Source organism: Parafilimonas terrae (genome assembly GCF_900115755.1).
GTDB classification, from domain to species: Bacteria; Bacteroidota; Bacteroidia; order Chitinophagales; family Chitinophagaceae; genus Parafilimonas; species Parafilimonas terrae.
The window spans coordinates 499,011-514,766 of record NZ_FOXQ01000001.1 but is presented as its reverse complement, the minus strand read 5'-3'; the positions used below and the strand labels follow the sequence as shown (position 1 = coordinate 514,766).

General features: G+C 40.6%; 14 protein-coding genes. 7 read left to right on the top strand and 7 right to left on the bottom strand.

Going from position 1 to position 15,756, the window contains the following annotated elements:
- Position 1: 1 nt before the first annotated feature.
- On the bottom strand, positions 2 to 730 hold the full coding sequence (cmoA, locus tag BM015_RS02150; protein WP_090654032.1) for a carboxy-S-adenosyl-L-methionine synthase CmoA: 729 nt from the start codon (positions 728 to 730) through the stop codon (positions 2 to 4).
- Positions 731 to 791: 61 nt separating this feature from the next.
- Positions 792 to 1,034, bottom strand: a complete 243-nt coding sequence (locus tag BM015_RS02145) for a KTSC domain-containing protein (protein WP_090654030.1) — start codon at positions 1,032 to 1,034, stop codon at positions 792 to 794.
- A 74-nt stretch (positions 1,035 to 1,108) separates the two neighbouring features.
- Between BM015_RS02145 and BM015_RS02140 the strand changes: the two genes are divergently transcribed.
- A complete protein-coding gene (locus BM015_RS02140; RefSeq protein WP_090654028.1) occupies positions 1,109 to 3,061 on the top strand; it encodes a lectin-like domain-containing protein in 1,953 nt (650 codons plus the stop codon).
- 92 nt (positions 3,062 to 3,153) lie between these two features.
- Here BM015_RS02140 and BM015_RS02135 read toward each other — a convergent pair whose 3' ends face one another.
- The 3 genes from BM015_RS02135 to BM015_RS02125 all read right to left on the bottom strand — a co-directional run bounded on the left by BM015_RS02135 (position 3,154) and on the right by BM015_RS02125 (position 8,166).
- The gene (locus BM015_RS02135; RefSeq protein ID WP_090654027.1) at positions 3,154 to 4,377 is read right to left on the bottom strand and encodes a TlpA family protein disulfide reductase; all 1,224 of its coding nucleotides are present in this window, start codon (positions 4,375 to 4,377) and stop codon (positions 3,154 to 3,156) included.
- Positions 4,378 to 4,747: 370 nt separating this feature from the next.
- A complete protein-coding gene (locus BM015_RS02130) occupies positions 4,748 to 7,081 on the bottom strand; it encodes an ATP-dependent helicase (protein WP_090654025.1) in 2,334 nt (777 codons plus the stop codon).
- A 233-nt stretch (positions 7,082 to 7,314) separates the two neighbouring features.
- On the bottom strand, positions 7,315 to 8,166 hold the full coding sequence (locus tag BM015_RS02125; RefSeq protein WP_090654023.1) for an endonuclease/exonuclease/phosphatase family protein: 852 nt from the start codon (positions 8,164 to 8,166) through the stop codon (positions 7,315 to 7,317).
- Between the two features lie 193 nt (positions 8,167 to 8,359).
- Here BM015_RS02125 and BM015_RS02120 point away from each other — a divergent pair, with 193 nt between their 5' ends.
- Both BM015_RS02120 and BM015_RS02115 read left to right on the top strand, forming a co-directional pair.
- The gene (locus BM015_RS02120) at positions 8,360 to 8,833 is read left to right on the top strand and encodes a 23S rRNA (pseudouridine(1915)-N(3))-methyltransferase RlmH (RefSeq protein ID WP_090654021.1); all 474 of its coding nucleotides are present in this window, start codon (positions 8,360 to 8,362) and stop codon (positions 8,831 to 8,833) included.
- 65 nt (positions 8,834 to 8,898) lie between these two features.
- A complete protein-coding gene (locus BM015_RS02115) occupies positions 8,899 to 9,540 on the top strand; it encodes a rhomboid family intramembrane serine protease (protein ID WP_090654020.1) in 642 nt (213 codons plus the stop codon).
- Positions 9,541 to 9,617: 77 nt separating this feature from the next.
- On the opposite strand, the gene tilS is transcribed toward BM015_RS02115, so the two are convergent.
- Both tilS and BM015_RS02105 read right to left on the bottom strand, forming a co-directional pair.
- Positions 9,618 to 10,973 carry a tRNA lysidine(34) synthetase TilS gene (gene tilS / locus BM015_RS02110; protein ID WP_090654018.1) on the bottom strand — a complete coding sequence of 452 codons (1,356 nt, stop codon included), beginning with the start codon at positions 10,971 to 10,973 and terminating at the stop codon, positions 9,618 to 9,620.
- 163 nt (positions 10,974 to 11,136) lie between these two features.
- Positions 11,137 to 12,246 carry a Gfo/Idh/MocA family protein gene (locus tag BM015_RS02105; protein WP_090654016.1) on the bottom strand — a complete coding sequence of 370 codons (1,110 nt, stop codon included), beginning with the start codon at positions 12,244 to 12,246 and terminating at the stop codon, positions 11,137 to 11,139.
- A 313-nt stretch (positions 12,247 to 12,559) separates the two neighbouring features.
- Between BM015_RS02105 and BM015_RS02100 the strand changes: the two genes are divergently transcribed.
- The 4 genes from BM015_RS02100 (at position 12,560) to BM015_RS02085 (ending at position 15,755) form a co-directional block, all read left to right on the top strand.
- Positions 12,560 to 13,123, top strand: a complete 564-nt coding sequence (locus BM015_RS02100) for a type 1 glutamine amidotransferase domain-containing protein (protein ID WP_090654014.1) — start codon at positions 12,560 to 12,562, stop codon at positions 13,121 to 13,123.
- A gap of 85 nt (positions 13,124 to 13,208) precedes the next feature.
- The gene (locus BM015_RS02095; protein ID WP_090654012.1) at positions 13,209 to 13,688 is read left to right on the top strand and encodes an inorganic diphosphatase; all 480 of its coding nucleotides are present in this window, start codon (positions 13,209 to 13,211) and stop codon (positions 13,686 to 13,688) included.
- Positions 13,685 to 14,188, top strand: a complete 504-nt coding sequence (locus BM015_RS02090) for a DUF421 domain-containing protein (protein ID WP_090654010.1) — start codon at positions 13,685 to 13,687, stop codon at positions 14,186 to 14,188. The genes BM015_RS02095 and BM015_RS02090 overlap by 4 nt, the downstream gene beginning before the upstream one ends.
- A 73-nt stretch (positions 14,189 to 14,261) precedes the next feature.
- Positions 14,262 to 15,755 (top strand): TolB family protein, encoded by a 1,494-nt coding sequence (locus BM015_RS02085; RefSeq protein WP_090654008.1) that lies wholly within the window; start codon positions 14,262 to 14,264, stop codon positions 15,753 to 15,755.
- The last annotated feature ends 1 nt before the right edge of the window (position 15,756 follow it).

Sequence of the window (15,756 nt, the reverse complement as noted above, 5' to 3'; positions counted from 1 at the left end):
ATTATTTTTTTACTGCAATAAGGCCGGCGAAATTATACCATTTGAAAAAAACTTCCACATGTGCAAAGCCGCTTTCGCGTAAAAGCAGGTTATCCTCGCTTAGTTTGTAAGGCACCAAAACATTTTCCAGCGCTTCTCTTTTTTGTGAAATTTCCATTTCGCTGTAGTTATGGCGGCGTTTCATATCGTAATAATATTTTATGAAGTCGCGGTTAAAGCTGCTTTCTTCAGCCAGTATTTTTTCAATCAATATTAAAACGCCGTCTTTATTCAGGCCATCATAAATTGTTTTAACCAACCGCTCCCTGTGAACCGGGCGTATAAATTGCAGTGTGAGGCAAAGCACTACCACAGAAGCATTCTTAATTTCAACATTCTGATTGAGATCTGCATTTACCAGTTGGTATTTTCTTGTAAAACCGGCTTCCTTTAGTTTGGCATCGCATTTTTGAAGCATCTGGTCAGAATCATCCACACCAATAAACTCAATATTTTCAGGCACCAGCGTATTCATGCCTATCATGGTAGTGCCGGTTGAGCAGCCGAGGTCATACACATAACTGCCTTCTTTTGCATGGTCTGCAGCAAGTTCTGCTGTCATGCGCTGCATCTCGCCATAATAAGGCACCGACCTGTTTACCATATCGTCAAAAACATTGGCTACAGTGGCGCCGAACTTAAAATCGGAAGCTTTTTTTATTTCGTCTTTAAAAACCTGGTCCTGGCTCATAAATTATGATGGCAATATTTGTGTTGCCATTGCACAAAAGTATTGAATGATAATACATTTTTCAGCTAATTTCAACGTATTTGTAAAATGGCTTTATTCTTTTATTGATGAATGCCCCGGCAGATTTGCCAGCATCAATTGTTTTTAAAAAATCTTTCCACACCTTTTTTGGCATTTTTATATACTGATAAGTCCGGTTATTGGAAAATGTGGCTTCCAATATATGTTTATCTTCATTGTAGCTTATACTTTTTAAAGCTTCGGAATTTAAATGGATTATGTTATTGTGAAATGATTTTTTCATGCCTGGATTATTAATAATTAAAAAATTATACCGGAATTGATGCAGTTGCTGCCAAATAAATAAATTGCATTGCTTTGATTGGAAAAATAAAATTGAAAAACCGCCCTGTATTGTTCTTTTTCCTGCTGCTTTTAAATACGGGAGCTTTTGCGCAAAATCCGTACGAGCTTGCTGGCTCGGCCACACAAGACGATTGCGGTTGCTATACTTTAACCAATGAAAGCAACTTCACGAAGGGCGCCGTATGGAATAAAAACCAGATAAACCTTTCCCAACCGTTTAATTATGCTTTTAATGTTTTTTTGGGCTGTGATGATGTGGGCGGCGCCGACGGGATTTCTTTTGTGTTGCAAACCTCCGCTGCAGGTGTTGGTAATGAAGGCGCAGGGCTTGGGTACGAGGGCATAGCATCTTCAATTGCTATAACCATAGACACTTATACTAACGGCGTTCAGGATGATCCTGATTATGACCACATCGCTATACAATCTGACGGAAACACTTTCCATCATTCAATTTATAACCTTGCCGGGCCTGTTGCCGTTTTGCCCGGCGGCGACAATATTGAAGACTGCCAATGGCATGTATTAAAAATAAACTGGCAGCCTGAGAATGATTTGATGGAAGTAAGCATGGACGGCCACCTGCGCCTCTCTCTCACCAAAAACATTGTGCAGGATATTTTTAATAATAACCCGCTTGTATATTGGGGCTTCACTGCCGGTACCGGCACCAATTTCAATGTGCAGAAAGTTTGCGTGCCGCTTGAATCTAAATTTGTTTTGGCGCCGCATAACAACAGTTGCGTTGGCACATCTTTCAGTTTTGCCGACAGCTCCACTTCGTATGGAAATATCAGCAACTGGTATTGGGATTTTGGTGACGGCGCCACTTCAAACTTAAAAAATCCCCCGGCGCATGCGTATGAACAACCCGGCGTTTATAATGTTTCTTTAAACGTTAAGGGCGGCGATGGCTGCCTCTCTGATACTTTTGCCCAAACCCTCACGGTGGGCGCTTATCCCAATGCAGGTTTTAATACCAGCGTAACCCCCATTTGCGCAAATGATACCGTAGCTTTTACAGATGCCACCGCTTTAAACGGCGGCACTAAAAATTACTGGTATTGGGATTTAGGCAATGGCAGCACTTCTTCATTACAAAACCCGTTACCCGTTAAATACCAGCCCGGCACTTATACCGTAAAACTGTTTGTAAACACCAAAGAAAACTGCCCTTCCGATACGGCCGTGCAAACTTTTACCGTAGGCAGAGCACCGCAAATAGATTTTACAAAAACAGATACCTGCAGCAATATCCCTGTAACCTTTAGGGCAAAGAATAACAGCCCTGGTATTGTGATAAATAAATGGCTATGGGATTTTGGCGACAATATTTTCTCCGAAGACCCGGTTGCCACCCATACTTATACAAGCGGCGGCACTTACACGGTGGCGCTTGCGGCACAGGCTGACAACGGCTGTGATGCCGATACGGTTATAAAAGCAGTGCGGGTGTATGGCTCTGCTGCCAATGCGGGCAGTGATACCACGGTTATGCTTGGCTCCCCCTTTCAGCTGGAGGGCAGCGGCGGTGAAATTTATTCATGGTCGCCGTCCACGGGGTTAAACAATACCCACATTGCCAGCCCCACCGCTATTTTGTATGAAGACATTACCTACACGCTTACCACCACCACGGCCATAGGGTGCGCCACCAGCGATATGGTGCATGTAAAAGTTTTTAAGGGGCCGGAAATATATATCCCCACCGCTTTTACGCCCAACGGCGATGGCCTGAACGATAAGTTTAAGATTACGCCCGTGGGCATTAAGGAAATATTTTATTTCAGGGTACTGAACCGCTGGGGAAAGGTTGTTTACACCTCTCAAAGTTTTTCTGCCGCCTGGGACGGTAATTTAAACGGCATACCGCAACCCACAGGCACTTATGTATGGATGGTTGCAGGCAAAACAAATGCAGGCGCGCCATTTGTGAAACGGGGCACGGTTGTATTGATACGATGAAGGTTTATTTTTTGATTTGGAAATGCTTTTGATGGAAGAACCCGTTGCTGAAGAACACCAGCGGCGGCGGAAAAAATATACTTTTCCCTCAGTTACCGATAGATAACTAAAGAAGGTGCTTTACTTGTAGATTTTTCTAACTCAAACCCGCTTTTTCTTAAGTTGTCTTTGAAATCTTTACCTTCAACAATGAAGGGAAAATTTTTAAGGAAGTTATATTGAAAGTCGATATTATAACGATCGGATAAGTTGGTCTTGTCTAACACCAGGTAAGGGCAAATACCCTGAATACAATTTTTAATAAAGTCCGAAACAGAAGCGCTGTCTACCTTGTATCCGTTGCTACCATTCTGAATTTTATAAAACACCTGTTTCCCTGTTGCTTTTTGAAATGTATAGCCTTTTACTTTTTTAAGAAGATAAACTGGTTGCTCAACACTATCTATACGAACCTTAATGCCAAAATTCTGCAACAGGTATTTCCGTAAATCAACGAAAAGACTATCCTTTCTTTCCTTACTTACAATAATATCAAAACACAAAGGCTCATCCGGAACCACGGCAGCAGCAGATGAATCATACCCTATCAATTTAAAGTTTGGTTCATCAAAAGTTTGTTGCAGAACATCTTCAACAGTATAATTGATTGCCGTAAATCGTCTTCCATCAAATAGTGGGTGATGGTGCCAACCTTGTATTCGTGCAGGCAGAGATGGAATAGCTTTAGTAATCTGAAATCTTGTAATGGTAGAAGAATCTGTTTGCATATAATCGGTATTGCTGTCAAATTCCTGATATTTTTTTTCATGGAGACTAACCGATTCTCCTTTCAAGGCATTTTGTATTACCTCCTTGGTAATGTTGTACGGCTCGGTAATAGCCAGCACCTTTAAGTCTTTGCTAATTAAAACCGTATGAGGTATTGTAAGATGGGGAAAGTAATTATTTAATTTTCTTGTAGTATCCAATGCAAAAACAAAAGGTTGTCTGTTTTTGGAGAGGTAATGTTTTATAGTGTTTTCATTTTCATCTGAAACAGCTATAATAGTAATGCTATCGCCATACGTTTTCTTTAGTTCTTCCAAATGCTTCATTGATAAGATACAAGGAGCACACCAGGTTGCCCAAAAATCGAGGATAGTAAGTTTTCCCTTTAAGTCGTGTAGGCTCTTAGTATTCTTAGTATCATTAATTATCTTATCTATGGAGATTTTTTCAACTGTTTGTCCAATTGCAGCCTGTTTAATTTGACCGGAAGCTGTTACAGAAATAAATAATATAAATATAATCTTAAGAAGCCTTATATAGTATATCATGATATCAAAATGTAAATAGATTATGATTTGGCAGCCGCTCAGGTCTGTCTATAAAGTTGATGTTTCGCAACGTCAGCCATTACCAAACACTTCGCTGAGCGGGTTGTTGAACAAAAGCTAAGTAGAAATATAAGTGAAACTAAAAATTTCAAGGTCTAAAAATATTATATCACACAACGCGCTGTTTTCCGTTACAAAATACGAAACTACTCAAAAAAGCCGCTATTCAAAATCAACGCTTTAATGTTATACAGAATCAATTGTTGTTGGAACAATCCGATCTTTCTCTGCCCATAAATTAATTCAAAAAAACCGCACCTTGCGGCCATACCCGTCGGGAGTTTCAATTAGCAGTTAATCATTCACGCCATCATTCCACAATACGCAGCTTTGCATAATTCAGCATGATCTTTTTTTCGCCGTTCAGTTCAAACTTTACGGTGGCTATGGGGTTATGGGCGCTGCCTTCCAGTTTGGTAACTAATCCATAACCAAATTTCTGATGCTCTACTTTCTGGCCTTCCTGCAAATTGGTGGTGTCGCTCGGCACAAAATCTTTTGATGGAATATGCTGAACCGTTTGCGGCGGCTTGCTGGTTAAACCGGTAGGCAATGCCGACGTTTTTGATTTGGGCGCCTGGCGGCTTGCGTTTGAAAATTGTGTGTTGCCTTCAAAGCCGCGGTGCATTCTCGCAAATGCCGAACCCATATTACTGGTTTGGTTCCTGGCGCCGCCGCCCGCATATGTGCGGTCTAAAAATGTTTCGGGCAGTTCATCCAAAAAGCGGCTGGGCTCGTTTTGGGTTAGGCTGCCAAAACGGTAGCGCGCATTGGCATAGGTTAAAAACAAATGCTTCTCTGCCCTTGTTACCGCCACGTAAAACAAACGCCTTTCTTCTTCCAGTTCTTCGCGTGTGTTTATGCTCATGGCATTTGGAAATAATGTTTCTTCCAGGCCGCCCACAAATACCACCGGAAACTCCAGGCCTTTTGCAGCATGTATCGTCATCAGCTTTACCACATCAGCATTTTCATCTTTTTCATCTGCATCGGTTAATAAAGTTATCTGCTGCAGGTAAGCGCCAAGGGTTTTATCGCCCACTTCACCATCTTCATTATCCGGGCTTTCGGTAAACTCTTTTATAGAGTTGAGCAACTCCTGCACGTTCTCATACCTTGCCAAACCTTCTGTGCTTTTATCGTTAAAAAGCTCTTTTACAAAATTGGTATGCTTGCCCACCTGCACCGCAACATCGTAAGCATTCTTTTGTTCCAGCATGCTTTGAAAGTAGCGGATCATGGTTACAAAATTCTGAATGGCTTCCAGTGTGCCTGCTTTAAAACCAAACTCAGATGCACGGGTAAGCACATCCCAGAAAGTTATGTTTTGATCGTTAGCGAAGATCACAATCTTCTCCACCGATGTTTTGCCAATGCCGCGAATGGGATAGTTAATGATGCGCTTTAATGCTTCTTCATCCCGTGTGTTTACAATTACACGCAAATAGGAAATAAAGTCTTTAATTTCTTTTCGCTGGTAGAAGCTGATGCCGCCGAAAATTCTGTAAGCAATGCCCATGCGGCGCAGGCTTTCTTCATACGAACGGCTTTGTGCATTGGTGCGGTAAAGAATGGCAAAATGTTTATTGTGATAATGATTGCGCAGCTTTTGTTCCTGAATGGTATCAGCCACATATTTTCCCTCATCATTATCCGTCATGGTGCGCACCAGTTTAATTTTTTCGCCATGCGCATTTTCCGTCCACAAACTTTTTGGCAGTTGGCCTTTATTATTTTTTATGACTTCGTTGGCCACATTCAGAATGCTTTGTGTGCTGCGGTAATTCTGTTCCAGCTTAATCACTTTTACATCATCATAATCCTGCTGAAACTGCAAAATGTTTTCAATGGTGGCGCCGCGAAAACTATAAATGCTTTGTGCATCATCGCCCACCACACAAATGTTTTCGTTTACAGCAGCGAGCAGTTTTGTTATCTGGTACTGAACAGGATTGGTGTCCTGGTATTCATCAATTAAAATGTATTTGAATTTATGCTGGTACTTATGCAGCACTTCGGGAAAGTCGCGCAGCAGTTCATACATCTTGAATAAAAGATCGTCAAAATCCATTGCGCCGTTTTTAAAACAACGCACCTGGTAAGCTTTATACACCTGTGCCAAAGCGGGGCGGTTGGCACGCATGTCTTCCTGCTGTAAATAATAATCGTTGGCATATTCATCAGGCCCCACCAATGCATTTTTTGCAGATGATATGCGGTTATGAACAACGTTTGGTTTGTATAATTTATCGTCGAGATTTAATTCGTTCACTACTGTTTTTATAACAGAGCGGCTGTCATCCGTATCATAAATAGTAAAGTTGTTTGGATAACCAATACGCGGCGCTTCGGCCCTTAAAATTCTTGCAAATACGCTGTGAAAAGTTCCGATATAAAGATTGCGGGCTTCGTTGTTGCCGAGAATTTTTTCCACGCGCTCTTTCATTTCGGCGGCGGCTTTATTAGTAAATGTAAGTGCCAGGATGTTAAACGCATCAATGCCGTTTGCCATTAAGTGTGCAATGCGGGTGGTAAGCACTTTCGTTTTACCGCTGCCGGCGCCGGCAACTATCATCAATGGCCCGTTAATATGTGTTGCTGCCTCACGCTGCGGCTCGTTCAATCCTTTCAAATAATCCTGCATGGGCGCAAGTTAACTTCCATCCTAAAAAAGGAAATAAAAAATTATTGACAGCTATTGAATGTTATAGTGCGCAAGGGATAAATTAGCGAATCATATTTTTTGTCAGACCTCACCCCCTAATCCCTCTCCAAAGGAGAGGGCGCTAAAACCGAACAGCACAAAATCACTTTTTTACATCTTGCGGAGTATAAAAAAATTACAGGAATAAATTGCCGGGTTGTTATTGTTTCATCTTACAACTCCACCACTGCCAGCACCGGGAAATGGTCTGATGAAAACCTGCCGTTCCAGCTTTCTGAAATAGTGCCGTGTTTCAGCACGTTTACTTTATTTTTTATGAAGATGTGGTCGATGGCTTTATCACTTACTTCTTTTGATTTAAAAGCATTGAATGTGCCTGTGGGCCCGTAATGCGGCGTTTGCGAAACGGAAATAGATTCCGTAAGATGGTCAGGATTTGTTTTATCAACAATAATTTTTATAGGCTCATCATTTTCCGATGCATTAAAATCGCCCGTAACAATTACCGGCAGGCTGCCCGCCATTTCTTTTGCTTTTTGCAATAACAATTTGGCGCTTTCAGCCCGCGCCACTTTGCCTATATGATCAAAATGTGTATTAAAAGCATAGAATTTTTTATGCGTGAGTTTATCTTCAAAAAAACACCAGGTAACAATTCTCGGCAATACCGCATCCCATCCTTTGGAACCTGCTTCATCCGGCGTTTGCGATAGCCAGAAAGTTGCATTCTTTAAACAAAGTAATCTTGTTGTATCATAAAATATAGCGCTGTATTCGCCTTTTGTTTTGCCATCGTCGCGGCCCACACCTGCATGCTTGTAATTGGGAAGGCGTTGCTGTAAATCCTGCATCTGGTCATCCAAAGCTTCCTGCACACCAAGAATATGCACGTTGAAAAATTTAACCTGCGAAGCCGCAAGGTCTTTTCTATAAGGCCATGCGTTTAAACTGTCGCCGGTATTGTTATAACGAATGTTAAATGACATTACATTCAAAGGCTGTGCTTCTGTAAACATGGCGATAAAGCAAAATGAAATGAAGAAAGCAAATTTCAACAATCGCATAATTTATTATTTGGGGCAATGTTATATAATTTTGAACGAATGCCACGAATGTCTAAGTAAACTGTTGGTGATTTAATAAAAAATTTATCTGTGCATCTGTTGCATTAATAAAATGAAATGCCGTAAAATGTTTTCAAGAGGAAGTGTATGTTAAGGCGTTAGATGAGGCCATTGAAAAAACAAATTTGCACGAATGAAATTTCAATTTATAAATATTGGCAAGCCGCATGATGAAGCTTTTAAAAAAGCGGTTGATGATTTTACAAAACGTGTAAACAATTATTATAATGTTGAATGGCTTATTATTCCACCGGTAAAAAATGCTGCAGTATTGCCGGAGGCTGAATTAAAAAAACAGGAAGCCAAACTTATTTTAAGTAAAATAAAGAGTGATGATTTTTTAATGCTGCTGGATGAAACAGGCAAACAATTAACATCGGTTGAATTATCAAATTTTATAGAACAAAAAATAAATGCAGGCGTAAGAACTATAGTGTTTTTAATTGGTGGCGCCTTTGGTGTAAGCGATGAAATAAAGCAACGCGCAAATTTTATATGGAGTTTATCAAAACTTGTTTTTCCGCACATGCTGGTGCGGTTAATTTTGACGGAGCAGGTTTACCGTGCATGTACTATTTTGCGCAACGAAAAGTATCACCATGCATAAAAGGCTTAAGGTGTAAGGCCCGCAGCTGATTGCTCATAGCTCACGGCTTTCTTAAAAAATTAAACATGTCAATAACAATTATTATTATCATTATAACAGGCATTATTTCTTTCATGGCGTTTAATAACCAGGACCTCATGGATAAACTTATTTTTTATCCGCCTGATATTGCCAAACGCAACCAGTGGTACCGGTTTTTTAGCAATGGTTTAATTCATGCTGATATTGGCCACTTGCTTTTTAATATGCTGTCGCTGTATTTTTTTGGCGACTATGTAAACGATGGCTTTTCGCAAATATTTGGCAGCGCGGGCACATTGCTTTACCTGGTAATGTATGTTTCTGCACTGGCCATTTGCCTTATACCCACCTACATGAAAAACAAAGACAATTATTATTACCGCAGCCTCGGCGCTTCCGGCGCTGTGTCTGCTGTTGTGTTTGCAGGCATATTGTTATATCCCGATGCACGGTTAAGCCTGCTGTTTTTACCCATACCTATTCCCGGTTTTATTTTCGGGCCATTATATCTTATTATCACGGCTTATCTTAATAAACGCGGCGGTGGCAACATCAATCATTCTGCCCACTTATGGGGTTCGCTGTATGGCGTTGCTTTTGTAATTGCTTTAAGCTTTGCATTGAATACCGGCTTTAATCCAATCAGTCATTTTGTTGATGCTATACGCAGCAGTTTAATGCGGTGATTTTTTGTTTGCCAACTGCTGAACACTCCTCATCACGGTTGTGTCACTCCCTTGTACAGTTGATTTGTTACGCAGCTTCAGCGTTCCTGTGCAGCAGTAAAACTTATTTTTAAAACCTCCTGTGTTGATGGTGTTATTTTAAAACGCTCATCAATTCTGTAACCAATAACCCAGATGATTTTTTTATTCATTTCAATAACCCAGGCATTTTCTTTTGCAGTTGCAGAAAGTTTAAGGTCAATAAAAAAGCGGCTGAGTTTTTTTTTCTTCTTCATTCCGAGAGGATAAAAATAATCGCCCTGTTTCCATTTGCGCAGCAATAGGGGATATTCAATTTTGCTTTCATCCATTTGTGCCATATTGCTACCGGCTGATAACTGGTAGCTGGTAGCTGAAAGTTTTTCAAACATCAACATGCCATTTTCAAATTTTACCTGCTTATCATTTGCTTCAATTAAAATGTGGTTAGCTTCTGAAGTTTCAATTGGTGCAATAATAAAATGGTTGCGGTTTTTTATTATCCTGTGCGTTGATGATTGCACATAGCTGCTGTTTGCTGCATCAAACAATTTTTTTATTTCAGCTAATTGTTGTGCATGAAAATTATAAGGTTTTATTATTTCCCATAAAACGGTATCCAAAGGTTGCGTTTGCTGCAGTTTTAAGATGGGGATATGAATTTCATTGCCTTTTTGTTCAATCAATTTCTTTTTATGTGTTTCAACTGACTGTTCGTATAAAATTGCCACATCTTTAAACCGTTGAATATTGCTTTGCAGGTTTTGCCTTGTGTTTTCAAATTGCGCTTCTGCCAAAGGAATAATATTATGCCTGAAAAAATTGCGGGTGTATTTATCCTGTAAATTGGAAGAATCTTCCACCCAGCCTAAATTATTTTCTTCCGCATAAGCGGCTATTTGTTTTCTTGTGGCAAACAATAAAGGGCGGATAATTTTTCTTGCTTTATCATAAGCTTGCATGCCCGTTAGGCCGTGAATGCCGGTGCCGCGAAAGAGGTACATCAGCATGGTTTCAATATTATCATCAGCATTGTGCGCTATGGCAGTAAAGCTGATAGCTGATAGTTGATGGCTGATAACTGAAAACCAGTCATACCTTAATTTTCTTGCTGCTTCCTGTATGGAAATTTTGTTGTCTTCAGCGTATTGTTTTGTGTTGAATTGTTGTATGATAACTTCCCTGTTATATTTTTCTTTTAAGGTTGTCATAAACAATTCATCTCTTAAACTTTCTTCACCGCGCAGCTGGAAATTGCAATGCGCAATAATAAAATCATAGCCTGATTTATAAAAAAGATCGGTTAATACAACGCTGTCTATACCGCCGCTTACAGCTAATATGAATTTGTTATTGGCCGGCGATAAGTGCGGAAAATCTTCTTTTAAATGCTGTTGAAATTGTTGAAGCAACATGCGGCAAAAGTAGTTCAAGTGTTTACTTGTTCACAAGTTCACGGGTTCATTTGTTTGAAGGTTTAAAATTTAATGTATGCAGAGGTATATCTCTGCATACATTAAAATGTTGCTACGAAGTGCAGCACCGGCATGACCACAATAAACAGAAGCGAAAAGCTTTTTATAATTTCAATTCAATCTTATTGCTGGTTTTGCAGGCCTCGTAAATGGCATCAATGATCTTTAAATCTTTCACGGCTTCTTCACCATCAACAGGCACAACGGGCTTTTCATTATTTAATATAATTCCCGCCATAGCATCCATTTGTACGGTTTGATGCGTTACCACCGGCGCTTCTAATTCACCTTTATTGGTACGGCCTTTTATGGGCCCATAACCGGTTGCCGGCAATAATTCTGCAAAGCCTTTAGTGCCATTGAGAAAAAACCTGTCGAGGTTGTTCATGCTGTAAGTGGAAAGGCAGGAAGCAACAGCGCCGCCGGGAAAACCAAGCTGAAACTGTATGGTCTCATCAACGCCTTCTTTAAATTTCTGCGGGTTGTTTTTGGTTTCCTGAGCTGTAACCCAAACCGGGTCTTCGCCAATCATATAGCGCGAACCATTGATGGAATAAATACCAATATCCATCATAGAGCCGCCGCCGGCAAGCGCTTTATTTAAACGCCATTGTGTGGGATCGCCGATAGTAAAACCGCTCAGGCCCTGGAAGAATAAAACCTTGCCAAATTCGCCGGCATTCCGCATGCGGATTATTTCGAGTGTGTGCGGCTCAAAATGCATGCGGTAGCCAACCAGAAGTTTTACATTATTGGCTTTGCATGCATCCACCATTTCCTGCCCTTCTTTCGCATTCAGGGCCATTGGTTTTTCGCATATAGCATGTTTGCCTGCTTTGGCAACACGTATTACCTGTTCTTTATGCAAACCATTGGGCGTAATAACATACACGGCATCTATATCAGGATTATTTTTTATAGCATCAAAGTTTTCGTAGTTGTAACAGTTCTTTTCAGGAATGTTATACTTTTTTTGCCAGTCGGTAATTTTAGATGGCGTGCCGCTGATGACGCCAACCAGCTTTGCCCTTTTACAATCTTTCATGGCTTCGGCTACACGTGTGCCATATCCGCCCAAGCCCATAATGGCAACGCGTAATATTTTATCGTCGTTAATACTTGTATTCATAGTAGTTGCATTTAAAATGTTTAGAACAGGGATGCTTGCTGCGGTTAGTGAAACCTGTTGAATAAAAGACCGGCGAGATTTCATAATGGCTTATTGTTTTAAATTTTAATAATTGCGGATCAGAGACCCGTTACATAATGCTGCGAAGCCCGGGGACTTCGCAGAGCAGAGTTTTTTATGTGGCAATTTATAAATTTCTGTTTAACTATTTCAAGATGTGTGGGTATTGATGTCAGCATAAATGCATGGTTGTAGTTATTAATGCCCATCTTCTTTTAGTACAGAATGAGATTGCGGAAGCGTATCATTCGAAGTAAGTGCTCAAAAATTTTTTTAAACAGATGGTTTGGTTTTTGTTTTTGAATAGAATGATTTTAATCATTTAAAAGTTAATACTATGAAATCTCTACAGGGAAAGAAGGTTGCTATACTTACTGAGACAGGGTTTGAAGAGGTTGAATTGACAAGCCCTAAAAAAGCGCTGGAAGCAGCCGGTGCGGAAGTGCATATTGTATCGCCCCAAAAACAAAAAGTAAAAGCATGGAATCATGATCATTGGTCAATTGAACTGAATGTTGACAGGCAGGTTGATGATGTAAAAGAAGAAGATTATGATGCATTGGTTTTGCCCGGTGGCGTAATGAATCCTGATAAATTGCGTACCAGTAAAAAAGCTGTTGAGTTTACAAAGAACTTTATTGAATCAGGCAAACCAGTTGCAGCTATTTGCCACGGCCCGCAAACATTAATTGAAACGGATTTGCTGGATGGCAGAACGCTTACTTCTTATCCATCGCTAAAAACAGATATTGAAAATGCCGGTGCAGACTGGGTTGACCGTGAAGTGGTGGTTGACAATGGCCTGGTCACAAGCCGCAGTCCCGATGATTTGCCGGCCTTCAATAAAAAAATGATAGAAGAGATACATGAAGGCGTGCATGTGCCTGCACCTGCGCATTAAAATAGTGAGTATGGTTTTTTGAAGGATAAGCCCCGTTAACAATTTAACGGGGCTTTATTTTTGTTGATGATTTTTAAAACATAAGATGGAAACCATCACGGCGATTGTTGAAACACCAAAAGGCAGTAATGCAAAATATAATTACGATGAACAGCACAACGGCTTTAAATTGAAAAAGCTTCTACCGGCCGGAATGGTATTTCCATTTGATTTTGGATTTATACCTTCCACGAGGGGAGGTGATGGCGACCCGCTTGATGTAATCATCCTATCAGAAATAAAAAGTTTCCCGGGTTGTATTATGGACTGCAGGCTGATAGGCGCTATAACAGCTTCACAATCCGCAAAAGGAAAAACTGTTCGAAATGACAGGTTGCTTGCGGTTCCGCTTGCCTCACAGTTATTTGAAACCATTCGCTCAATAAATAATCTCCCAAAAGATATCATAACTCAACTCGAAAGTTTTTTTATCAATTACAATAAACTCGAAGGCAAAACATTCAAACCTTTAAAACATATAGGCGCACAGCAGGCATTAAAACTTATTAAAACCAACATACAATGAACATAATAAATTTTTTATTCGGAGAAGGCGAACATCTAGAAATGTATCAAATGTGCATCAGGGCTTTTGTCATGTTTATTATAATGCTTGTGCTGATAAGGTTTGCAGGCATGCGCACCTTTGCCAAGCGTTCCCCGTTTGATACAATTGTAACCATTATGCTGGGTGCCATACTCGCAAGGGGTGTGGTGGGCGCATCCGGTTATGTTGATACAATCGTAGCTTCCGGTGTAATGGTTGTGATGCACCGCATTGTTGCCTGGCTGTCTGTAAAAAGAAGGAAGTTTGAAAAGCTTGTAAAAGGCACTTACATTAAGTTGTATAATAACGGCGCAATTATACAGGATGCGCTTGAAAGAACGGGCATGAGTGAAAATGACCTGCATGAAAGCCTTCGCCTTGAAACCAAAAAACTAACGCTCTCCGAAATTGATACGGCATTTCTTGAAACAAACGGAAGAATAAGTTTTATATTGAGGCGGGATGAACAGGGAAACTAAACCAGGGGTTACTGCTTATTCCAAAATTTTTGTTTGCTATTAAATTAATTTTAGTCTTCATCAATCACCTGCTATGAAATTACTTTCCGTTTTTATCTTACTGATAATGATTACAATTAATGCTGCCGCACAAAATGCTATTGGCGTTTTTGAAAACCAGTTTGCCATAGGCGATACCAAACAGGGAAGTGCTGTTTACAATGCACAGGAACAGGAATATACCATAGAAGGTTCGGGTAATAATATCTGGTTTAACCACGATGGCTTTCAGTATGTATGCAGGCAACTGGACGGTGATTTTATTCTGCGCTGCAATGCATCTTTCATTGGTAAAGGTGTGGATGCGCACAGGAAATTGGGATGGATGATCCGTTCTTCTCTAGACAGCACTTCGGCTTGTGCCAGTGTTGCCGTGCATGGTGACGGGCTTACTTCGCTTCAATACCGCAAAAAAAATAACGACAGCATGATGGAGGTAAAAGCAAAGCTTACCGGCGCCGATGTGATACAACTGGAAAGGCGCGGTAATACATACATCATGTCTGTAGCGCATAAAGGCGAAATATTTACCGAAGACAGTGTTCAGCTTGATCTTGGTGATAAAGTATATGCGGGTTTATTTGTTTGTGCGCACAATCCTACGGTTACAGAAAAAGCTATTTTTTATAATGTACGCATTGTAAAACCGGCGCCGCCCACACTTGTTCCGTACAGGCAGTACTTAGGCAGCCAACTGGAAATAATGAATGTTGAAACAGGCAAAAGCAGGATTATTTATCAATCGCCAAAATCTTTGCAGGCGCCTAACTGGATGAAAGACGGTAAACATTTATTGTATAACAGCGAAGGGCTTATTTATAAATTCGATCTTGCCACTAATAAACCTGCTGTTTTAAATACCGGCACTGTAAATAAAAACAATAACGATCATGTGCTTTCTTTTGACGGAAAAATGCTGGGTCTCAGCAGCGGCAGCCCCTCAAATATTTTTACAGTTCCGGTTGAGGGAGGGGAACCAAAGCCTGTTACACAAACAGGCCCGTCTTATTTACATGGCTGGAGCACTGATGCAAAAACGCTTGTATTTACCGGCCAGCGTAATGATGATTTTAATATATACACCATTCCGGCAACCGGCGGAAAAGAAACGCAGTTAACTACAGCCAAAGGCCTGGATGATGGCCCGGAATATTCGCCCGACGGTATATACATTTATTTTAATTCTGCAAGAACTGGTACCATGCAGTTGTGGCGCATGCATACAGATGGAAGTAACCAGGAACAACTTACCAATGATGAATTCAATAACTGGTTTCCGCATATTTCGCCTGACGGTAAATGGATCCTTTTTATTTCGTTCGAAAAAGATGTTGACCCTTCAGACCATCCTTTTTACAAGCATGTTTATATAAGACTGATGCCGGTTGAAGGTGGCAAACCAAAAGTGCTTGCGGCTTTATACGGAGGCCAGGGCACCATGAATACACCTAACTGGAGCCCTGACGGTAAGTATATTGCATTTATAAGCAACAGTGATTTTTTATCGCCGGTTTACCCGGGTGAATAAA